The following is a 21,813-nucleotide window of genomic DNA, read 5'->3' as shown; positions in this document are numbered from 1 at the left end:
TCAAATACATCTTTAACAAAATGTTCATATTCTTCTTTCGTTCAAAAAAAGAAAGCAAGTATGGTAAAATGACAATACGAAAAGTATTTAAAGGTGTGTGAAATCTTATGCAATTAACCAACTATACGGAATATGCCCTGCGCGTTCTGCTGTTTTTGGGAACACTTGAACCCGGGGATAAAACGAATATTAAAGAAATTTCCAAAGCCTACGCGATCTCTGAACATCATTTAAGCAAAATTGTATACGAATTAGGAAAGCATGGATGGATTGAAACCATTCGCGGGCGCAATGGAGGCATTCGCCTTGCCAAAAAACCGGAGGAGATTCGGCTAGGTGCGGTTGTTCGCCAAACGGAGGATAATTTATCACTCGTCGAGTGTTTTGCGGCTCATGGCAATCATTGCGTCATTACTCCTGCTTGCCAACTAAAGCACGTTCTTCACGAAGCATTAGAAGCGTTTTTGCATGTACTGGATTCTTATACATTAGCCGATCTCCTTGCCAATAAGCAACAGCTCCATCAAATATTTCATCGGCTTCCGTAATGCAAATCATAAAGCTTAGCCTTTCATCTCTTCTCGCATGTTTCCGCACCAAAAACCAGTTTCGCTTCCATTGAATTCATTTTTCCTCTCGATTCATGTAAGCCGTTCTGTCCTTATGCACAGACGGCTTTTGATATTTTTGTTGCATTTACGACATACTATGAAAAATACGTGCCTCATACATAAAATAGAGGATCGAAAAAAAGGAGGAGAACGATGAACAAAAAAGGGACTCTATGGCTAATCACACTGCTTGCAGCAACGATGCTTACAAGCTGCAGCGGCGATCAAGAAAAGCAGCAGAAACAAAACCAATCAACAGATTCGACAGGAGGCGGCATGCACTCCTCTGATCATGGACAGTAGCTCTTTATTTCATGTTTTGATATTTGTCACATGAGGCAAAATGTATTACTATTAGAAAGGTGTGAAAAAAACGGAATATGCTTGAAGGAGGTTGCAATGAAGAAACATCTACACGATTCACTACCGCCTTATTTAAAAGTCGAAAATGAAGAGCTGTGGCTTACGGAGGATGATCGCGAAAATTTAAAAATCAGCTATCGCATAAAAGAAGTGATTTTTTCTCAGCAATCGGCTTTTCAGCACGTCATGATTTTGGACTCATACGATTTTGGGCGAATGCTTGTGCTTGATGGTGTTGTACAAACGACATCGATTGACGGACATATTTACAATGAAATGATTTCCCATATTCCGCTACAGCTTCATCCAGCTGCTAAAAAAGTGCTGATTATCGGCGGCGGCGACTGCGGCGCTGCAAAAGAAGCGGCCAAATATCAGCAGCTTGAGCAAATTGATATGGTAGAAATTGATGAAGTCGTCGTGCAGTCCTGCAAGGAGCATCTGCCGGCTGTTTCCGGAAACCTTTCTGATCCGCGCGTCCGCTTTATTTATACGGACGGAGTTGCGTTTGTCAAAGAGCGTACGAAAGAATATGATGTCATTATCGTTGATTCATCTGATCCAGTAGGACCGGCTGAGGCGCTATTTTCCCGCGATTTCTACGCTAGCATCCGTCAAGCTCTTAAAGACGATGGGCTGATGGTTTGTCAAAGCCAATCACCTATTTTCCACTTAGACATCTTAAAACAAACACACACCAATATTCGTCAGTTATTTCCGCACGCTGCTGTGTATACAGCGACAGTGCCAACCTATCCAGGCGGACTATGGAGCTTTACGATCGGCTCTAACATTCCGCTTTCACTTCCGGAAAGCGCCGCGCTGCCAACTGATACAAAATATGTAAACGAAGCGGTGCTAAAGCAATGCTTTCAACTTCCTGAGTTTATGCGAAAAGCACTTTAATTTTAATAGAAGCCGCCTTCCTACTATTTTAGGAAGGCGGCTTTTGTTTTGTTACCTCGGTCTTTATACTATTCTCTGACTAGTAGCAAGCTAGTTTTTCTGCTGTGTCCGTACCGCAGCAAGCATGTTTTTTCTATTTCTCTTCTTTTTCCTACGAACGTTATTTCAGCGCACGTATTGCCAGCATGGAAAGGGTGATATCATCAGCCGGCGGGTTATGCAGGCCGGCACGGACATCGCGGTAATAACGCTGTAAGGAATTCGTTGCAAATAAGCTTTGAGCGCCGACAATGCGCATCGACCAATCGACTATACGAACGGCCGCATTCGTAGCCACATATTTCACAGCCGCCAGCTCCTCTTTCATCTCCGGTCGTTTGGCCGGATCGCGATCCCACCTATCAGCGACCGCATACATAAAATGACGCGCTGTCATTAGTTCAAGGTCGATTTCAGCGATTTTCCGCTGCACTTCCGGCACTTCAGCAATCGGATGAGGAAGGCTATTAGGCTTGTATGCTTTTGCAAAATCAACGGCGTCGTTGCGAGCTGCTATCGCAATTCCTAAATAGCATGCCGGGATATGAAGTAGCCAGCCTTGCGCTTGCGCTTTCGCTTTTGTTTTCGGTGTACGAAGAATCTCGACAAGCGCTTCTTCTTCAACCTCGACACGATCTAAAATTAAGTCGTCGCTTCTGGTCCCCCGCATTCCAAGGGTGTTCCATGTTTCTTCGATTTTAAGACCACACGCCGTCTTAGGAATGAGAAAATGACCGACTTCCCCCGTCTCTTTGATGGTGGCTGAGACAATAAAATAATCGAGCGCAGGAGCCAGCGATGTAAATGTCTTCCGTCCCGAAATCCGCCAGCCGTCTTTTCGTCTTTCAGCCGTTGTCTCCGGTTTTCCGCCACGTGCCGGACTTCCTGTTGCCGCTTCTGAGTGGGCACTGTTCAGCAACACCTTTTTTTCAACAATTTCCTGACAAAGTCGAGCAAAGATCGATGGCGGCCACCTATCTTCTTCAGCTAAACTCATGACAATGCCTAAGTGCCAGCCAAGCGACAATGCTGTAGCCCCATCGCCTTGGGCCAGCATTTCTTGTACTAGTAAAAACTCGTATAATGAACTACCTTCTCCGCCATATTTTTTCGGTACCGTCAGTGCAAGCAATCCAGCTTCTTTTAACTCAGCAAAATTATCAAAGGGAAACGCCGCCTGCTCATCATGCCAAGCTGCGCGCGTCCGAAACTGCTCGGATAGCTGCCGCGCCTGTTCGTACAGCATTTGTTCCCGTTCGGTGCGGAGAAATAAATGGTATAGATGATTCATCTCGGTTTCTCCTTCTTAAATAATATAGGTTTCTATGTTTTATTGTACCTGTTCTCCAATCGGAATGGAAACCATATGCCATTAACATGTGCCTAGAGTTCTATTCATTCCAGCTTCAAGTTGTAGAATCGATCCATCTAAAAAGTAAAAAGATGGCGGACATGACGATCGTCTTCACGATGATAAAATTCATTTTTTGCTTCATCATATTCATATGCCGTTTTCAAGCTTTCCTTATGCTGTACAATGTAGCGAATCGCACGAATGATTTGATACATATCATGATTCGTCATAATGGGATGCAAGGAGATGCGCACCCATCCTGGTTTGGCTAACAAATTTCCTTCCTCTATGCTTTTGACCATGCTTGCAGATTGTTTTTGATCGATCCCAAGCAAATAATGGCCATACGGCCCAGCACATGAACAGCCTCCACGTGCTTGTATGCCGAAATAATCATTAAGAAGTTTAACAACTAAATTATAATGCAAGTCTTCGATAATAAAGGAAATGATCCCGAGCCGATCCTCCCGCTCTCCTTCCAGCACATGCACGCTAGGAATGCTTTTTAATGAAGGCAAAAGCAGTCTTATTAACTCCTGTTCTCTTTTTCTGATTGCCTCTATCCCCATTTTTTCCTTCAATTTGATGGCTAGCGCCGCTCGAATCGCTTGCAAAAACGGCGGGGTGCCTCCATCCTCTCGCTCTTCAATATTTGTCACATATTGATATTCTCCCCATGGATTCGTCCATAGCACCGTTCCTCCTCCCGGATGATCTGGAATGCGATTTTGATATAAGCGCCCATCAAAAACTAATATCCCCGCGCTTCCGGGCCCGCCTAAAAACTTATGGGGCGAAAAGTAAATGGCGTCTAATTTTTGCAGCGGATCATCGGGATGCATATTGATCGAGACATATGGAGCTGAAGCGGCAAAATCAACAAAGCAAAGCCCGCCATGCTCATGCATCATTTTGGCAAGGGTGTAATAAGGGGTTTGCAGCCCGGTCACATTGGAGCATGCAGTGAAAGCGCCAATTTTTAAAGAACGGTCCTTATATTGGTGTAATAGCGCTTGCAAATGATGGACATCTACCTCTCCTGTGGCGGTCGGGCGAATCGTGATGACTTCGCCAATTGTCTCCATCCACGACAACAAATTGGAGTGATGCTCCATATGGGTAACAAAAATAACAGGTACTTTACTTTTGGGCAATTCGATATAGGGACGAAACCGCTCCGGTATACGCAAGCCGAGAAGGCGCTGAAGCTTGTTCACGGCGCTTGTCGTTCCTGCTCCTTCTAATAAAAGGACATCATGGGGACCCGCATTGACATGTCTTTTCATCACATCTTTTGCGTACTGGTATGCTAAGGTCATTTTAGTGCCTGTAATATTCGACTCTGTATGGGTATTGGCGACATATGGGCCTATTTCCTCCATGATTTTACGTTCGATTGGCGCATATAAGCGGCCGCTTGCTGTCCAATCGGCATAAATCATTCTCTGCTGACCAAATGGAGTGGCAAAGGAAAACTCCGCTCCGATCGTCGCTTGACGAAATGGCTGAAAGTAAGTTTCTAATTCTCCGTGGGAAGTAAACCGTTGACTGCCGATCACTGCCTTAATTTCCATAAGCATACTCCCCCTTCCGTTGCGTTTATGATACAGTATGTATAAACAGAAAAAGGGGTTCATAAAAACAAGCTGCCTAATAATAGGCAGCTTGTTATGATTTCAAGTGGTTTTCGATATCAGACACGCTATATTGTTCGAGCTGGCTGCGCAAATCCTCTGGAATTAGCTCGCTTTTTTGCGTCGCAAAATTAAAATAAACACCGACTACCTCTCCAAGCGCAATTAATGTTTGATTGCTCGCATCTACAATGCGATGAACAAGCGTAAAACTTTTATTTCCGATTTTGGATACATTCGTTTCCACCTTGAGCGTTTGGCCAAAATACGCTTGGTTGATAAAATCGCATTTAGCAGAGGCGACGATAAACTTCCATTCGTGAGGATCGGCAGAGCCAAAGCCGAGCTGCTCAAATAAGCGAATTCTCGCTTCCTCTAAATATACAAAATAATTCGTATTGTTGACATGGCCAAGCGCATCTGTTTCTCCAAAACGAACGGTGATATGAGTAATATGCGTAGCCATTTTTCTCCCCCTTTCCCCTATAAAGGCTTATCCATATGCTTTCCTTCATCATAGCGGAAATTTTTGTCTTTGGCAATTATTGTTTGAAAATATTTTTTGATTATTTAGAACATCGTTTAAGAATATAGGGATAAGCTGATAGCTTTTATATTCCCCGAAGCATAAGGGAATGGATCTTTTGTTTTCATTTTTGAACAATAGATCAGTAAATAGAAAGCATTTTTATAAAATAAAATCGTCTTTTCCTATCTATTTATGGAGCGATTGATTCTGCTAATCAGGGCAAAAACCAAGCGGCGGCCAAATAGCTGAGTAATGAAAGAACACCACACACAAGCGAAATTTTTAATTTATATTTGGCATATTCCATTAAATCCAAATCCATAATGGAAGAAGTTGTTATCGTTGTATCGCCCAGCGGTGAAGCAAAAGCGCCGAATGTGCCGCTAGCAAATACAGCACCTACGGTCATCGGAAGCGAAGCGCCCGTCGCTGCGGCCAGTGTGACACCGAGCGGCATAAACAGACCCCATGTTCCCCAAGATGTGCCGATAAAATAAGAAATAAACGAACCAAGCGCGAACATCATCGCCGGAACCATTTCTTTTGGCAGTATTCCGCCAAAAGTGGAAGCAATATAGTGCGAAAAGCCCAACTGCTCCGCCGTGGCAGACAGGGCCCATACAAGAATAAGCATACCGATCGGAGCCATTAGCTCATTTCCCCCCTCAAAAAGATGATAAATTAATTCATCCAGCTTTTGGCGGCGGAATAAATAAAATAACATGGTCACAATAATGGTCACAAATAGTGACACCACCATCACAAATGTTGCGTCCGCTGCGGTAAAGGCGGCGATCAGGTTGTCAGCTCCCCGCTTTGTGCCATCATACCAAAAGAAAAAAAGCGTGAAGGAAAGGACAAGGAGAAGCGGAAAAAATAAGTGCAGCGGCTCTCCCACTACTAAAGCGAGCTCTTTTTTCAGACCGAGACGATGGAAATAATTCTGTTCGTCTCCTTTTTCCTTTTCTTCTTGGCCGATGCCGATATTTTTAAAAGTAGTCACCACTCCGATCAATAGCGCAATAATGGCAAAAAAATTATAAGGCAAGCTCGCAAGAAAGAGAGAAAACGCATTTTCTTCCATTTGGTTTTGCTTGAGCGCCCCATCTACAACCGATGTCATAAAACCGACAAAAGCCGTTGCCGCTGGAAGCAACACAATGATAGGCTCCGTCGAGACATCAATCATATACGCCATTTTTCGTTTATCGATATGAAACTTGTCGAGCAACGATTTCATAACAGGACCGATCAGCATGATACGAAACATCGGTGTAAAAAACGTAAAGGGAATGGTAAGCCAAATAAACCATAGCAAGCGGCGCCGAGAATGGATTTTTTTGCTGATCCATTGCACAAATCCTTTCATTCCGCCGGTAATCTGCATCATTCCGACTAAGGCGCCAAATAAATAAAGAAAAGCAAGCACCTGGATATGACTCATTTCCGTTGCGGCCTGCAGCGTTGTCTGAACGGCTTGCTCAATCGCTAAAAGGAAATGTTGTTCTAGAAAAAATGCTCCGATCAACAAACCGGCAACGAGTCCCGGCAGAATTTCTCGAAGCCAAATAGCAAGCGGGATGACAATGAGAAACGGCAATAATGAAACCCATGTTCCTTCCAATTTGATATTCACCATCCTTATGTTAGAAGGATAGCCATAAATGCTTTAAACTATTACTCCATTTATTGATTATTTAGCACATAGTTTTATTAAATTGTATTACCGAAAAAAACCGCACGTGCTTATGGAAGCAGGTGCGGGTGATGAGTACGCCGGGCAAAATCAACAAACCGAAATTTATCGAGTCGATGTCTTGACTCAGTAAACTGAAATAAGCTCGCATCTTCTAAGTAGACAAAATTTTTCACAACGACTACATGTTCATAGCCGTTTAAATCCAAATATTTTTGATCCTCAGCTGTCACTCGGTCAACAAACATTTCTTTTTTGGCAAAGCTAATGCGAAGCTTTAGTTCGTTTTCCACATATTCATAAATTGAATTTTCACAAATGTCGCGAGTCAATATTGGAACAAATTTTTGGCAAAGAAAGTCCTTGTCTAAAATAATTTTCTCTCCTTCAATTTCCCGAGCACGAATCACTTTCCATACTTTTTCCTTATTTTCGGTTTCCAATTGCCGTTTAATATATTCATCAGGCTCAATCAGTTCCAGTTCATGTACGATCGTTCTTGCCGGCTTGTTCATTTTTTGCGCCAATTCCTTAAAGCTGACAAGTCCAGAGACAGGAAAGTCATATTTCCCGACATCTAATACGATGGAACCCTTTCCTTTTATTTTTTGAATATAGCCATGCTCTGACAAAAGATTGAGCGCTTTGCGAATGGTTTCGCGCGATGTTCGATATTGCTGGGACAGTTCATTTTCAGAAGGCAGCTTTTCGTTCGGTTGAAAAGCGCCTTTGCGAATCTGAAGCAAAAGATCGTTGTAAATCGCTAAAAATTTATTTTCCTTCATGGTCATCACCGAATTGTATTGTATCATTTTGTTAAATGATACACAATCGCCTCATATGGACGCAACATAATTTCTTGTACATGCTCAGAGGAGTCATTATAGTTGGAAAGCAAGATGCGGCTTGTATATCCGCTTATATCTAACTCGTCTGGCAAAATAAAGGTCGCTTGGCCGCCAAAAAAGTTGGCTACTACCAGCAGCTTTTCGCCATCTCCATTGCGCGCATAAGCAAAAATTCGCGGATGATCCTCTAGCAATAACTGATAGTTTCCTGTTGTAATAATCTCATAGTTTTTTCGCAATTCAATCAAACGCTTGTAATGATAGAAAATCGATGTCGGATCCTCTAATGCATTTTTTACATTAATTTCTTTAAAATTCGGTGCGACAGAAATCCAAGGAGTTCCAGTTGTAAATCCCGCATGCGGACTATCGTCCCATTGCATCGGTGTCCGTGAATTATCCCGCGATTTGCATTTTAAAATTTCAAGTACTTCTGCTTCTGTTTTTCCTTGCTCCAGTAAAATTTTATACATATTTAAGGTTTCCACATCGCGGTATTCTTCAATTCTCTCGAACTTCGGGTTGGTCATGCCGATTTCTTCACCTTGATAGATGTAAGGGGTTCCTTGCATCATATGAATAACGGTCGCCAGCATCTTCGCTGATTCTTTATGATAGACTTGATCATCACCATAGCGCGACACGATTCTCGGCTGGTCATGATTACACCAGAAGAGGGCATTCCAGCCTCCTCCTTTATTCATTTCCACCTGCCAAGTAGATAAAATTTGTTTTAAAGCCAGAAAATCGAATGGAGCCGCCGCCCATTTCTCACCATTTGGGTAGTCTACCTTTAAATGGTGAAAGTTAAATGTCATATTCAATTCGTTTCGCGCTGGATTGGTATATTGAATACAATGATCAATGGTGGTCGATGACATCTCCCCCACCGTCATAATATCATATTTTGCAAACACTTCCCGATTCATTTCCTGCAAAAACTCATGAATGCGCGGACCGTCTGTATAAAATCGGCGGCCGTCCCCCAACGGCAAGGATTCATCATCATCGAGAAAACGTTGATCTTTCGAAATCAAATTAATGACATCCAAGCGAAAACCGTCGACGCCCTTTTGAAACCAAAAATGCATCATTTCATAAATCGTTTTACGCAGTTCTTCATTTTCCCAATTCAAGTCCGCCTGAGTGACGTCAAACAAGTGCAGATAATATTGCCCCGTTTTCTCATCATACTCCCAAGCCGATCCGCCAAATTTGGACGTCCAGTTTGTTGGAGGGCTGCCGTCTGGTTTAGGATCCTTCCAAATATAAAAATGACGGTAGCGGTTTTCTTTTGACGAACGCGCCTGCTGAAACCACTCATGATCGGTTGAGGTGTGGTTGACGACCATATCCATAATCACTTTGATACCGCGTTGATGAGCTTCAGCAAGCAGACGCTCGAAGTCTGCCATTGTTCCATAATCTTGATGGACACTAAAATAATCACTAATATCATAGCCATTATCTCGCTGTGGCGAAGCATAAATAGGCGTCAGCCAAATGACGTCAATCCCTAATGTCTTTAAATAGTCTAATTTTTCGATAATCCCTTGCAAATCTCCTATTCCATTTCCCGTCGTATCTTTAAAGCTCTTCGGATAAATTTGATAAACAACGGATTTTTTCCACCATGGTTGCTTCAATGAATATCACCTCGTTTATAATTTTGCGACTATCGGGAAAAACGATACCATTGGCGGTCATTCACCAATGGTATGAATCTTTAGTTATTTATATTGATTATTTAGAACACAGTTCTATTAATTATAGTCTTTGTGAATTTTTCCCAACACAAACGTTAGAACAAATGGCAGCACAATCGCGATCGCCATTCCAATGAAAAACGGCGCCCATTTTTGCGGAACGATTGATAAGAAACCAGGAAGACCGCCCACGCCGATGGAAGCTGCGATCACTTTATTGAGCGTGATGAACATTCCGCCAACCGCGGCTCCAATCATCGCTGAAATAAATGGATAACGGAAGCGTAAATTCACTCCAAACATGGCCGGTTCCGTGATTCCTAAATAAGCTGAAACAGCAGATGTGAATGATAACCCTTTCAGTTTCTCATCTTTTGCTAAAAACATCATCGCTAACGCTGCTGAACCTTGAGCGATATTCGAAAGAGCAAGAATCGGCCATAAAAATGTTCCGCCCGTGTTGGTGATCAGCTGCAAATCAACCGGCAAGAACGTATGATGCATCCCCGTGACCACAAGAGGGGCATATAACGCTCCATATAGAAGCCCGCCAATCGCGGGAACATTATGAAACACGGAAACAAATACACTCGTAATTCCGTTGCCGATGGCAAATGTAATCGGCCCGATCGCGATAAACGCTAAAAATCCGGTAAAAAGCAACGAAAGCGGGGCAACTAGCAGCAATTGAAACGCATCAGGAATTCGTTTGCGCAAAAACAGTTCTGTTTTTGCCAGCACGTACGATGCCACTAACACAGGCAATACTTGCCCTTGGTATCCTACCTTTTGAACATCCAATCCAAACAGATTCCATACAGGAATTTTCCCTTCTTCTTTCGCTGCTCCCCATCCCCATGCGTTTAACAAATCTGGATGAACGAGCATTAAGCCAAGCACAATACCAAGCAATGGACTGCCGCCAAATTTCGTTACCGCTGACCAGCCGATTAAACCTGGCAGAAAGACGAACGCCGTGTTGGCAATTAAGTTAATGATGCTAGCAAAATCGGCCCACTCTTTATGCACTTCCACAAACGATTTATTTTCGTAAAAAATCCCTTGGCCTGTTAGAATGTTATTAATCCCCATTAATAAACCTGCTGTTACAATCGCCGGCAAAATTGGAATAAAGATATCCGCTAATGTTTTAATCGCGCGCTGAAGCGGATTTAGCTTCGCTTCCGCTGCATCTTTAATCTCTTGCTTTGTCGCGCGGCCAATACCCGTCAACTCCACCATTTCGTTGTACACTTTATCAACGAGCCCTTGTCCAATTACGACTTGAAACTGGCCGTTTGCCGAAAAGGAACCTTTGACGAGATCAATACTTTCTAAAGTCTCTTTATCTACTTTGCTCTCATCCTTTAATGCAAATCTTAAGCGGGTGACACAATGTGTTGCCGCCACAATATTCTCTTTTCCTCCAACAGACTCTACAATCTTTTCGACTGATTGTTTGCTGATGCTCATGATGATCCCTCCGTAACCGTTTACAAAATAAATGCTACTTTGCTACGACAAATAATAACGAATCCGTTCCTGCCTGCACGTTTTCAAGCGGCTTCTTTTCAAGTGATTGAATAGCATCCATATTGGTAATGACAATCGGTGTGATCGTGCTTGCCGCCTTTTCCTTAACCAACTCCAGGTCAAACGTCAATAAGCGGTCGCCTGCCTTGACTTTGTCGCCGACTTTCACATGTCCAACAAACCCTTCCCCATTCATCATGACGGTGTCTAAGCCAACGTGGATTAATAGCTCCAACCCTGCATCTGAACGAATGCCAATCGCATGCTTTGTATGGAAAAATTGAATCACTTCCCCATTAACCGGCGAAACGACAATCCCCTCTGCAGGATCAATCGCTACTCCATCCCCCATAAGCTTTTGGGAAAACGTTGGGTCAGGAACTTGTTCGATCTCGACTATTTTTCCAGTTAAAGGCGCTACGAGCGTTTCTTCTTTTTTGCGAAACCATTTTTTTAACATCATGAACTCTCCTTTTAACCGCTTTCAAAACTTGTATATACAAGATGTTTTTATTTTAATCTGTATATACAAGTTCGTCAATAAAAAAATCGCCTGTATATCATCATGTTCGTTCTCTTTTCACGATATGATTCATCTGCGCAAGACATAGAGTATTTTTTAAGATAAAGGTGCTTATAGACATCAAGTCCGGATTCATTTTCGGCGGCCGGACGGTTGAATAACCAATCGCTTCTTCTTAAAGCCCTTACAGGAGCAGAAAAAAGAATATGATTCAAGTCTTTATCATGCATACATGATAAAAAAGCAAATCATTGAACCTTTTCCAACCGCCCATATCCAGAGATCATTCGTTTCATCTTTAAAGAGACGTTTATGTACTCTCTCATTCTCACATCGTTCGAATAACAAAATCGATAGAATAGAGCGATTTAGTGAGGGGGATCCAAGAAACTCAACCTACATCTATATATTTTTTATAAAAGTTCAAATATTCAGACTGAACAAGCAACAAAAATCCCTCTTTATTTATTTCACACGAAACAGGCATGTTCTTGTGACCATTACCCGCAGCAGCGCGCTTTGTCCTGCGACGCATGTTGGCCGTGAAGCAATTTTCGTAATCTCTGCCTGCTCATGATTGGTGATAATAACTGGCGTTAGAAGGCTAGCCGCTCTTTTTTTGATCGTTTTTAAATGAAATGATAGCAGCAAATCCCCTCTTTTCACCATTTCTCCCCTTTTAACATGGACGGTGAAACCTTCTCCGTTCAACAGCACCGTCTCCAGCCCTACATGAATCAAAATCTCTACTCCTTTGTTCGATAAAATTCCAATGGCATGTTTGGAACGAAAAATATTAGCCACTCTGCCATCCACTGGAGCAACGACTTGTCCATCGTTTGGCATAATCGCGATGCCGTCTCCTAAAAATTTATGCGAAAACGTGGGATTCGGTACCTCTTCCAGCGGTATAATCCGACCATTCAATGGTGCGAAAATAATCTCTTCCTCTTGCCAAGGTATCATTATGGTTCACCCTTTCATTCATATAAAAATGAACATGTATATACATGCACTTTCTTTAGGCATCATTTTAACCTGTATATACAAGGCAGTCAATCCTATTTTTATTCGGAACGAAAAACGAAAAAACAAAAAAAGCAAGCCACAAAAAGACTTGCTGTTGATGATGATAAAGCCGTGTACACACTAATAAAGCGATTGGCCCATGTTGCGGCACGATGTCTCGCGGGCTTTCTAAGAGCCTTTCTATTTTTTATTTTCGCCAAAAAGTTGGACAGTCTGCCTTATCCTTGACATTAAAATCCCCCCTCCTAACATGAGGATGGGGGCACACGCCTATTGATTGCTAATCGCTCTGGCGAAGTGTCACATATCGCTTAAGTTCGCGAATCATGATTTCCTCCTGTTCATGTGACAGGTGCAGCTGCAATCCATAAAAGTAACCTCTAAAGTCCCTCTTTTGCCACACGATGATTCCTAATAAATTGAATTCGACATCGTTAAGTATAAATGTCACTTGAATACAGACATCCCGCGGGCGCGGAGGAATGTCAAATACCGTGCGGATCTTCATCCCCTTTGGACTGATATCGTAAATTTCAACAGCTCCTTTTTCGCTGTCCATCTCTTTTCCATCAATATAAGCGATGCGGAATGTGCCCAAAAGCGGCTGTCCGAATTGATAGCGAAAGGCTTCGTTTCGCTTAAATCGCATCGTCGTTCCCCCTCCCGCTCATCCTTCGTCTATCGATTCCATGTCCATTTCTAGCTATCTGTCAGCTTCCGTGATGGAAATCGGTGAGCCACATTTCTTTAACATCTCCTGCTTCTTCATGATCCACGACAAATTTCCCGCTATTATATCGATCAACCAGCTTCAGCTGCGACAGATCAATCACTTCTATTTCTCCTTTTTCCGTCCGCACCACCATTTGGCTTGGGTCGCTTTCCACTATGGCCGCCGCCGCAATTCGGTGAGGGTTCGTTTTTAATTCACGAATCATCACCAATCCCCGCTTAGCGCGCGAAGATTTTTCAAATTCGCCAAGCCCCATCTTTTTCACTGCTCCCCGTTGCGTAGCGATGACAATTTTGGCTTGCTCCGGTGAAAAAATAGGCTGTGCTGCGACAACAAAGTCGTTTTCTTTTAATTGAATGCCCTTCACCCCTGCCGCTCGGACACCGACCGGATTCACTTCCTCTTCGCTAAACCATAGCCCATATCCTTGGTGAGTCACAAGAAAAAGATCTTGATGTCCGTCCGTCATGTAAACATGGACAACCTCATCATGCTCTTTTAAATTCAACGCAACTAACGGTCGGCCATAACGCTGCACTTTATATTGTTGGATCGGCGTTCGTTTGACCATCCCTTGCTTGGTGACAAACATCAAATCATGCGGCTGCTCAAAATCCTGAACGGAAACCGCTGCGACCAGCTCGTCCTCCCGATCAAGCGGGACCATATGGGAAATATGCTGACCAAGCTCCTTCCAACGAATATCCGGCAGCTCATGAACAGGACAATATATATAACTTCCCTGTCGTGTAAACAAAAGCAGCACATCCGTTGTATTCATCTCAAACTGCGCCAGCAGCCGATCGGATTCCTTCATGCCAAAATCCTGTCCATTAGAGGCTGTATATGAGCGAAGGCTCGTTCGTTTCACATATCCTTCTTTTGTGACAGTAACGATGACATCTTCCGCCGGAATCATAACTTCCAAATTAATTTTAATTTCTTCAATTTCCTCTTGAATGGCGGTTCTTCGTTCATCAGCATATGTCTTTTTTAATTTTCTTAATTCCGCTTTAATGACGGACAACAGTTTTTTTTCACTGGCCAAAATCGCGCTTAGCTCGCTGATTTTTTTCTCCAGCTCTTCCGCCTCTTGCTTTAGGGCCGTAATATCGGTGTTAGTCAAACGATAAAGCTGAAGGGACACAATTGCTTCTGCCTGAGCTTCCGTGAACGCGTATTGAGCCATTAACCGGTCTTTTGCCTCCCGCTTATCCTTCGAAGCCCGGATTGTCGCGATGATCTCATCCAAAATGGATAATGCTTTCATCAATCCTTCGACGATGTGCTGGCGATCATGGGCTTTTTTCAGCTCATATCGCGAACGATTGGTAACCACTTCCTTTTGATGCTCAATGTAGGCATCCAGCAGCTCAAGCAAGCTCAGCAACTTCGGACGACGGTTATGAATGGCAACCATATTAAAATTATACGGCACCTGTAAATCCGTATTTTTATATAAATAGTTTAAAATTCCTTCCGCATCTGCCTCTTTCTTTAATTCAACGACAATGCGAAGGCCCGTGCGGTCCGTTTCGTCACGAACATCGGCAATTCCATCAAGCTTTCGGTCAAAACGGAGCTCATCCATTTTTTTGACTAAATTGGCCTTGTTTACTTCATAAGGCAGCTCTGTAATGATAATTTGCTGCTTGCCGCCCTTTGCAGCTTCAATCGTTGCTGTTCCCCGGATCATAATTTTTCCTTTTCCGGTTTCATACGCTTTTTTGATTCCTTCTCTTCCTTGAATGATTCCTCCCGTCGGAAAATCCGGACCGTGAAGAACGGTCATGATCTCATCCACTGTACAATTTGGCTTATCAATTCGCATAATGACAGCATCAATCACTTCTCCTAAATGATGGGGAGGAATTTCAGTAGCATATCCTGCCGAGATTCCGGTCGAACCGTTCACTAATAAATTCGGAAACATCGCCGGCAGAACGACCGGTTCCTCGCTTGTGTCGTCAAAGTTAGGGACAAACTCTACCGTTTGTTTTTCAATATCTCGCAGCAACTCTACGGCAATCGCAGAGAGGCGTGCTTCCGTATAACGCATCGCTGCCGGAGGGTCCCCGTCGATGCTGCCGTTATTTCCGTGCATTTCAATCAAAATGTTGCGCAGCTTCCAATCTTGACTCATTCGTACCATTGCTTCATAAACAGACGAATCCCCATGTGGATGGAAGTTGCCAATCACGTTGCCGACCGTCTTCGCCGCTTTGCGGAAGCCCTTATCCGCTGTATTGCCGTCGACATACATAGCATACAAGATGCGGCGCTGCACCGGCTTAAGTCCATCGCGAGCATCAGGCAGCGCGCGCTCCTGAATAATATATTTACTGTATCGTCCAAAGCGGTCGCCCAACACATCCTCCAATGGCAAATCCAATAACCGTTCCTTCATCTGACTCCCTCCTCTGCTGCTACGACATGTTCGTTATCTAAAATGTTCAGATCTTCTTCTAAGCCAAATTGGACATTCGCTTCAATCCATTTGCGCCGCGGTTCGACTTTATCTCCCATCAGCGTTGTGACGCGCCGCTCCGCTCTGGCAGCATCATCAATTCGCACGCGAATCAGCGTACGCGTTTCTGGATTCATCGTCGTTTCCCATAGCTGGTCAGCGTTCATTTCGCCAAGACCTTTATAGCGTTGAATCGTGTAGCCTTTGCCGAATTTTTTCACCGCTTCTTTTAATTGCTCATCCGTCCAAGCATATTCTATGATTTCTTTTCTTCCCGCTCCTTTGCTAATTTTATAGAGCGGCGGAAGCGCGATATACACCTTGCCTGCTTCAATTAGCGGCCGCATATAGCGGTAGAAAAATGTAAGAAGCAGCACTTGAATATGGGCGCCGTCGGTGTCGGCATCGGTCATAATAATCACCTTATCGTAGTTGATATCAGCCAAGGAAAAATCGGCTCCCACGCCGCCGCCGATCGCGTGAATGATCGTGTTGATTTCTTCATTTTTAAAAATATCAGCCAGCTTCGCTTTTTCTGTGTTAATGACCTTCCCCCTGAGAGGCAGCACAGCTTGGAAGCGGCGATCTCGCCCTTGCTTCGCGGAGCCGCCTGCCGAATCCCCTTCGACTAAATACAGCTCATTTTTGTTCGGATTGCGCGACTGGGCCGGCGTCAGCTTGCCGCTTAATACCGCTTCTTTTCCTTTTTTCTTTTTTCCGCTTCGCGCTTCCTCGCGTGCCTTGCGCGCTGCTTCTCGCGCTTGGTAAGCCTTTATCGCTTTTTTGACGAGCATCGCACTGATATCCGGATTTTCCTGTAAAAAATAAGTTAAATGCTCGGCGACGATCGCATCGACGGCTGAACGAGCCTCACTCGTTCCAAGCTTCCCCTTTGTCTGGCCTTCAAACTGCAATAAATGCTCTGGGATTCTTACAGAAACAATCGCTGAAAGTCCCTCGCGAATATCGGAACCTTCTAGATTTTTATCTTTTTCTTTTAATAAGCCGGTTTTGCGAGCGTATTCATTAAACACGCGGGTCATGGCTGTTTTGGCGCCCGCTTCATGCGTTCCGCCATCCTTTGTGCGGACGTTATTAACAAATGAAAGCACGTTCTCCGAGTAGCCGTCATTAAATTGAAACGCAAACTCCACCTCGATGCCAGTTTGCTGCCCTTCAAAATACACGACTGGATGCAGAGCATCCTTTTCCTCGTTGAGATAAGCAACAAACGCTTCAATTCCGTTTTCATAATGAAATTTCTCTTTTGCGCCGGTCCGCTCATCGACTAGTTCAATTTTCAGCCCTTTTAATAAAAAGGCCGATTCTCTTAGCCGTTCGCTGAGTGTTTCATAATTGAACGACGTCGTGCTAAAGATGCTGGAGTCCGGCTTAAATTGGATCATCGTCCCCGTTTTCGATGTCGTTCCGATTTTCTCCAATGTCGTCACGGGCGTTCCACCGTTTTCAAACCGCTGCCGATAGATAAATCCATCGCGATGAATCGTGACAACAAGCCACTCCGATAAAGCGTTGACGACCGAGGCCCCGACTCCATGCAAACCGCCACTTGTTTTATACCCGCCTTGTCCGAATTTGCCGCCTGCATGCAAGACGGTTAAAATCACTTCCGGAGTCGGCTTGCCAAGCTTATGCATGCCCGTCGGCATTCCCCGGCCTTCGTCAAGCACCGTGATGCTATTATCTTTATGTATTTTGACGAGAATATAGTTTCCGTACCCCGCCAACGCTTCATCAACGGAGTTATCGACAATTTCATATACAAGATGATGCAGGCCGCGGCTGTCGGTGCTGCCGATATACATTCCCGGACGTTTTCTCACCGCTTCAAGCCCTTCAAGCACTTGGATCGCATCATCGTTATATTCATATCGTTGCTGATTTGTCACGAACATACCCCTTTCAAAAACAAGAACGTTTGTTTCTGTTTTATTGTAGCATAAATTTGCAAAACGTCTATGCCTATTTTACCGCTTTCAGCCGAACACGCAAAATTTTTGTCGAAAATGGAAATGACCATCTTTCACAACTAAAGATGGCCGTTTTGATTCCATTCAATTCTTTTTCGTTAAAGCATGTTCTACTTTAATGCAGCGATCCATCACAACTGTATATCCTTTTTCTTTGAGAAATTCATAGGCTTCCTCATTGGCTACACCCAGCTGCCCCCAAAACACATCGGCATCGATTTGTGCAAATTCACGGGCAATTTCCGGCAAATGCTCTGAACGGCGAAACACGTTCACAATATCCACATGCCCGTCAATGTCCTTTAATGATTTAACAGCCGGAATCCCTTCCCATTCATCAATGGTTGGATTGACAGGAATAATCTCATATCCTGCTTCTTTCATCGCTTGAGCGATCATATATGACGTGCGTTCTGGATTATTGGACAGACCTACAACAGCAATGCGCTTTGCTTTTTGCAACATATCGCCGATTTCTTCGCGGCTTGGATTCACGATTGGCATATGTGTTCCCCTTTCGTCTCGTGTCTTGTGTGTACTAATTTCGGCATTGGTCAAAGGAATCCTGCTAGCTCGGACATTTTTCTTTTGGCCTCTTTTCATCGGAACTTCTATCATCCATTGTCGCCGGCGAACGAAAAAAATATTCTCAAGGGATTCAGCCGCAAAAACTCGATATAAGCCTATCATCCATTCCATCGTTTTCTGTTTTCATAACATTTTGTTGCGTATCCGTTCTGCTATTCGTCAAGTCTTCGGTCATTCTATTTGCATCATCCGCTGATTATGGTAAGTTATTAATAAATGATGAAAGGGGCTATTTCTATGAACTTTCAGTTACAAGAAGCCATTGAATTACTGCAGCGCACGCCGAAAACATTGGAGAATTTTCTATCCGGATTATCCGCTGGATGGTTACAATGCTGCGAGGGAGAAGGCACATGGAATGCGACAGAAGTTATCGAGCATCTGATAGAAGCTGAGAAAACGAATTGGATTCCAAGGCTTGAAATCATTCTTCAAGAACACGGAGATAAAACCTTTCCCGTTTTCGACCGATTCAGCCATTTAAAAGAACACTCAGGAGAGACCATCGAAGAAAAGCTGCGTTTATTTCAAGAGTTGCGTGAACAAAATCTCGCCAAGCTAAACCATCTCATCGGCCCAGAAACCGATTTTGAATGGACCGGGATTCATCCAGCTTTTGGTCCTGTAAAGCTGAGAGAACTGCTGTCTACTTGGGCTGTCCATGATTTGACCCACATCGCCCAAATTGTCAGAGTGATGGCCAAAAGATACAAGGAAGATGTCGGACCTTGGATCGAATATTTAGGCATCTTAAAAAAATAGCAAGCCGCGCTTAGCTGAAATAAAATCAAAGATTCGTTTTGTTACGGCTCTGCTTTTCGCCGCAGAAGCGTGTTGTCGGATCACAAAAATCGATGCTTGTTTTCATTTCGCGCCAGCTAATGATCTCATGGATGTACTATATTTATGCTATGCTGTCATTTTGAGACATCATCTGGCTATCTCCTCTATCATACGGATTCACTCCAGCCGTTTGTATCTGCAAGCAGCTGAATTCACAATACCCTGACGCTCGGCGAAAAGCAACAGGCAGCCGCAAAAGCGGTCAAAGGCTCTTTTTCATCACGATCCGGTCAGCGCGGACGGTGTAGCCGTTTTTTCGATAAAACGCTGCCGCCGCTCCGTAAGCGGATGTTAACAAATAGATGCTTTTGACGTGTTGCTTCTGTAGTTCCTCCTCAAGAACTTGCAGCAGTTGAGAGCCATATCCTTTCCCTTGGGCTTTCTGATCGATGCACAACTCCGCCAGATAAAACGCCATCCCCTGATCGCTCGCTTTGCTGTGGCCAGCGATAAAACCAAGGATCGCTTCACGCTGTTTGCATACAAATCCGGTAAACTTAGGCGTATGCAATAAATCGGTGAGCCGCTCTCGGGCCGCCTCATACGTCCAATTCTCATTCCAAGGCTCACGATGAAACACTCTTATATACAGTTCGATACATTCCTGTAAATGTTCAAATGTCATTGGCGCCACAATTTCTTCCATTTACATGTCTCCTTTCTTTGATAGAGAGCGAACATCCAAATTTTCACATTCAATAAAAGCAGCGCTTATGATACCTTTTTTAATTTCGTTAAATCCAATCTTGGGTTTGCTCCATAGTAAAAGGGGCCGAATAAAACTTCATCATGTCTTGATCAAAAAAAATGCTATGTAAAGCGAACAGATCGCTATCGGTAAATGGTCTCCATATCAATCGTGGTGTTTCCAGAATCACCCCGTTCCTCCCCTTTCTTGCTACATAAGTTTTGCTTCAGTAACAGATGATAAAACCGATTCGTTTTATTGTTCTCTTGCTAGATGAATCGTTACTCGCTCACATAGAAACCCGTGTTGGCTTCTCAAGTTGTAGAAATAGAAACATATAGAAACAATTTTCTATTCTTAACTACATGATGTATTACATTCATTATCATAAGAAACTGTCCAAAAAGCCCTATAAGCATATAACCGTTGTTTTTATCTGCTTGTTATTTTACTAAATTCCAGAAAACAGAGAGAATCAAACTTTTTCCTCTATCTTCCCTTTACAAAATTCGCAGCATCGCCCCGATTCTCCTGCTTTTTTGTCGCAATTTGCGCTTGCCGGGGAAATAGAACATTTCCTCTTTCGCTTTCCATATATTGTGTCATATGATCTATGCAACGATCCAGAAATAAATGGTAGTATAGAAAATATACCCATGGTGTTCGTTGGATCCATTTTTTAGATTAACAGATTAAGAAGGGATCATGTTGGGCACACTTTTTTTCGCTCTGATCGCCATCGGAGGAGCAGCCTCCTTTGTTGGCACATTAGCGGGCGGCGCGCTGATTACCTCGAGTCTAACGGAGCGGGTGATGAACGCCATCGCTTTTGTTTTGCTGTTATTCGCGCTCACGGTGTCTTTAAAATGGATATCAGTAAGGAGTGCGGTCATAAACATAAGGCTCATCAGGCTGTTGAACTTTTTTCACTGTTTTGATGTTGATACAAGGAAGGATATTTCCTTCATACGTTGTTTGGCCGATGACTCCTTTTACTTCTACCCATTCATCCGGCTTGAGCTCTTTTAGCTGTTCTCCGTTTGATAGCATTCCATAAACGGAAGCATCGGCAACACAGCAAGTAACAGCAAATCGCGCAATGACTGCTTCCCCTTTTGGAAAATCAGGTTCGCGATAGACAAATCCGGTAAGTTGAATCTCTTTCCCAATAAACTCTTGAACATGATGATGAATGATTTCCAGAGTGGCTAAATAGTTTTCATTCGTAAACTCTATCTTTTTCGCAGATTTTAACTTCTTAGCGAGCTGCTGTTTGTCAATGCTTTTTTCGGCTGGCTGCTGTTCGGTCTGTGCTGATTCGGTTAAGGATTGCGTTTGAGCATTCGCTGATGGATCGCTTTGCTTCTGCCCCCCACCCATTTGCACACCGCGCTTGGCAGCGACCGAGCTGTCCAATACTTGACTTGAAAACATTAAACCTGTGATGATGGGCACAATGAATAAAAGATAAATCATCCACGTCTTTAGAGGATGCTTATCCTTATGATGGCCACATTCACAACCAACCGCATGATCGTGATGATCACTTCGCCAAATTTGAAAAATGCCAAGAATAAACAGTACGCCCATCGCAAAATAAAGGAAAGGAAACATCTTTGGTGCAATAAATTGCTGGATTTGCCCTGTTACGATTAATTTAAACATGACTAACGCAAAGCCCACGAGCAGAACTCCCCGCAAAAAAAGCTGATTATTCAACTTCCTTCACCTC

Annotated in this window: 19 protein-coding genes; 4 read left to right on the top strand and 15 right to left on the bottom strand. The window is 43.6% G+C overall.

Annotated features, from left to right (window positions below):
* The first annotated feature begins 107 nt into the window (after positions 1-107).
* The 3 genes from B6A27_RS09615 (at position 108) to speE (ending at position 1,880) form a co-directional block, all read left to right on the top strand.
* The gene (locus tag B6A27_RS09615) at positions 108-548 is read left to right on the top strand and encodes an Rrf2 family transcriptional regulator (RefSeq protein WP_080861983.1); all 441 of its coding nucleotides are present in this window, start codon (positions 108-110) and stop codon (positions 546-548) included.
* A 216-nt stretch (positions 549-764) separates the two neighbouring features.
* On the top strand, positions 765-914 hold the full coding sequence (locus B6A27_RS18645) for a hypothetical protein (protein ID WP_156450534.1): 150 nt from the start codon (positions 765-767) through the stop codon (positions 912-914).
* Positions 915-1,010: 96 nt separating this feature from the next.
* Positions 1,011-1,880, top strand: coding sequence for a polyamine aminopropyltransferase (gene speE, locus B6A27_RS09610; protein ID WP_080861981.1), 870 nt, complete (start codon positions 1,011-1,013; stop codon positions 1,878-1,880).
* A gap of 160 nt (positions 1,881-2,040) precedes the next feature.
* Here speE and B6A27_RS09605 read toward each other — a convergent pair whose 3' ends face one another.
* The 13 genes from B6A27_RS09605 to B6A27_RS09545 form a co-directional block, all read right to left on the bottom strand.
* The gene (locus B6A27_RS09605; RefSeq protein WP_080861978.1) at positions 2,041-3,210 is read right to left on the bottom strand and encodes an acyl-CoA dehydrogenase family protein; all 1,170 of its coding nucleotides are present in this window, start codon (positions 3,208-3,210) and stop codon (positions 2,041-2,043) included.
* Positions 3,211-3,347: 137 nt separating this feature from the next.
* Positions 3,348-4,847 carry an aminotransferase class V-fold PLP-dependent enzyme gene (locus B6A27_RS09600; RefSeq protein WP_080861977.1) on the bottom strand — a complete coding sequence of 500 codons (1,500 nt, stop codon included), beginning with the start codon at positions 4,845-4,847 and terminating at the stop codon, positions 3,348-3,350.
* 94 nt (positions 4,848-4,941) lie between these two features.
* Complete coding sequence (locus B6A27_RS09595) at positions 4,942-5,373, bottom strand: acyl-CoA thioesterase (protein ID WP_080861975.1); 432 nt, start codon at positions 5,371-5,373, stop codon at positions 4,942-4,944.
* Between the two features lie 277 nt (positions 5,374-5,650).
* Positions 5,651-7,060, bottom strand: a complete 1,410-nt coding sequence (locus B6A27_RS09590; RefSeq protein WP_080861972.1) for a Na+/H+ antiporter NhaC family protein — start codon at positions 7,058-7,060, stop codon at positions 5,651-5,653.
* A gap of 122 nt (positions 7,061-7,182) precedes the next feature.
* Positions 7,183-7,917 carry a trehalose operon repressor gene (gene treR, locus B6A27_RS09585; RefSeq protein WP_044742150.1) on the bottom strand — a complete coding sequence of 245 codons (735 nt, stop codon included), beginning with the start codon at positions 7,915-7,917 and terminating at the stop codon, positions 7,183-7,185.
* A gap of 23 nt (positions 7,918-7,940) precedes the next feature.
* Complete coding sequence (gene treC, locus B6A27_RS09580; protein WP_080861970.1) at positions 7,941-9,626, bottom strand: alpha,alpha-phosphotrehalase; 1,686 nt, start codon at positions 9,624-9,626, stop codon at positions 7,941-7,943.
* A gap of 117 nt (positions 9,627-9,743) precedes the next feature.
* On the bottom strand, positions 9,744-11,159 hold the full coding sequence (gene treP / locus B6A27_RS09575) for a PTS system trehalose-specific EIIBC component (protein WP_066149284.1): 1,416 nt from the start codon (positions 11,157-11,159) through the stop codon (positions 9,744-9,746).
* 34 nt (positions 11,160-11,193) lie between these two features.
* Positions 11,194-11,679 (bottom strand): PTS sugar transporter subunit IIA, encoded by a 486-nt coding sequence (locus B6A27_RS09570; RefSeq protein WP_080861967.1) that lies wholly within the window; start codon positions 11,677-11,679, stop codon positions 11,194-11,196.
* Between the two features lie 528 nt (positions 11,680-12,207).
* Entirely contained in the window at positions 12,208-12,708 is a 501-nt protein-coding gene (locus B6A27_RS09565; RefSeq protein WP_044742142.1) for a PTS sugar transporter subunit IIA, read from the bottom strand.
* 343 nt (positions 12,709-13,051) lie between these two features.
* Positions 13,052-13,420: a PilZ domain-containing protein gene (locus tag B6A27_RS09560; RefSeq protein ID WP_080861965.1), complete on the bottom strand. Its 369-nt coding sequence runs from the start codon at positions 13,418-13,420 to the stop codon at positions 13,052-13,054.
* 61 nt (positions 13,421-13,481) lie between these two features.
* Positions 13,482-15,911 carry a DNA topoisomerase IV subunit A gene (parC, locus tag B6A27_RS09555; RefSeq protein WP_080861962.1) on the bottom strand — a complete coding sequence of 810 codons (2,430 nt, stop codon included), beginning with the start codon at positions 15,909-15,911 and terminating at the stop codon, positions 13,482-13,484.
* The gene (parE, locus tag B6A27_RS09550; protein ID WP_080861960.1) at positions 15,908-17,887 is read right to left on the bottom strand and encodes a DNA topoisomerase IV subunit B; all 1,980 of its coding nucleotides are present in this window, start codon (positions 17,885-17,887) and stop codon (positions 15,908-15,910) included. Before parE ends, parC begins: the two co-directional genes overlap by 4 nt.
* Before the next feature lie 159 nt (positions 17,888-18,046).
* On the bottom strand, positions 18,047-18,466 hold the full coding sequence (locus B6A27_RS09545; protein ID WP_044742146.1) for a CoA-binding protein: 420 nt from the start codon (positions 18,464-18,466) through the stop codon (positions 18,047-18,049).
* A gap of 321 nt (positions 18,467-18,787) precedes the next feature.
* On the opposite strand from B6A27_RS09545, the gene B6A27_RS09540 reads away from it, so the two are divergent.
* Entirely contained in the window at positions 18,788-19,312 is a 525-nt protein-coding gene (locus B6A27_RS09540) for a DinB family protein (RefSeq protein WP_080861957.1), read from the top strand.
* 283 nt (positions 19,313-19,595) lie between these two features.
* Here the strand turns inward: B6A27_RS09540 and B6A27_RS09535 are convergent, their stop codons facing one another.
* A complete protein-coding gene (locus B6A27_RS09535) occupies positions 19,596-20,039 on the bottom strand; it encodes a GNAT family N-acetyltransferase (protein WP_080861952.1) in 444 nt (147 codons plus the stop codon).
* Between the two features lie 915 nt (positions 20,040-20,954).
* Complete coding sequence (locus B6A27_RS09525) at positions 20,955-21,800, bottom strand: TIGR03943 family putative permease subunit (RefSeq protein ID WP_080861946.1); 846 nt, start codon at positions 21,798-21,800, stop codon at positions 20,955-20,957.
* Between the last annotated feature and the right edge of the window lie 13 nt (positions 21,801-21,813).

The sequence above is a fragment of the Anoxybacillus sp. UARK-01 genome (assembly GCF_002075365.1).
In the GTDB taxonomy this organism is placed as follows: domain Bacteria; phylum Bacillota; class Bacilli; order Bacillales; family Anoxybacillaceae; genus Anoxybacteroides; species Anoxybacteroides rupiense.
This window is presented reverse-complemented; position numbering and strand designations above follow the sequence as displayed.

Coding starts and splice junctions, on each gene's coding strand:
- parC (WP_080861962.1), bottom strand. CDS start 15,911: ATGAAGGAACGGTTATTGGATTTGCCATTGGAGGATGTGTTGGGCGAC.
- B6A27_RS09560 (WP_080861965.1), bottom strand. CDS start 13,420: ATGCGATTTAAGCGAAACGAAGCCTTTCGCTATCAATTCGGACAGCCG.
- B6A27_RS09605 (WP_080861978.1), bottom strand. CDS start 3,210: ATGAATCATCTATACCATTTATTTCTCCGCACCGAACGGGAACAAATG.
- B6A27_RS09595 (WP_080861975.1), bottom strand. CDS start 5,373: ATGGCTACGCATATTACTCATATCACCGTTCGTTTTGGAGAAACAGAT.
- B6A27_RS09615 (WP_080861983.1), top strand. CDS start 108: ATGCAATTAACCAACTATACGGAATATGCCCTGCGCGTTCTGCTGTTT.
- B6A27_RS09600 (WP_080861977.1), bottom strand. CDS start 4,847: ATGGAAATTAAGGCAGTGATCGGCAGTCAACGGTTTACTTCCCACGGA.
- treP (WP_066149284.1), bottom strand. CDS start 11,159: ATGAGCATCAGCAAACAATCAGTCGAAAAGATTGTAGAGTCTGTTGGA.
- B6A27_RS09570 (WP_080861967.1), bottom strand. CDS start 11,679: ATGTTAAAAAAATGGTTTCGCAAAAAAGAAGAAACGCTCGTAGCGCCT.
- treR (WP_044742150.1), bottom strand. CDS start 7,917: ATGAAGGAAAATAAATTTTTAGCGATTTACAACGATCTTTTGCTTCAG.
- B6A27_RS09565 (WP_044742142.1), bottom strand. CDS start 12,708: ATGATACCTTGGCAAGAGGAAGAGATTATTTTCGCACCATTGAATGGT.
- B6A27_RS09535 (WP_080861952.1), bottom strand. CDS start 20,039: ATGGAAGAAATTGTGGCGCCAATGACATTTGAACATTTACAGGAATGT.
- B6A27_RS09540 (WP_080861957.1), top strand. CDS start 18,788: ATGAACTTTCAGTTACAAGAAGCCATTGAATTACTGCAGCGCACGCCG.
- B6A27_RS18645 (WP_156450534.1), top strand. CDS start 765: ATGAACAAAAAAGGGACTCTATGGCTAATCACACTGCTTGCAGCAACG.
- B6A27_RS09545 (WP_044742146.1), bottom strand. CDS start 18,466: ATGCCAATCGTGAATCCAAGCCGCGAAGAAATCGGCGATATGTTGCAA.
- parE (WP_080861960.1), bottom strand. CDS start 17,887: ATGTTCGTGACAAATCAGCAACGATATGAATATAACGATGATGCGATC.
- speE (WP_080861981.1), top strand. CDS start 1,011: ATGAAGAAACATCTACACGATTCACTACCGCCTTATTTAAAAGTCGAA.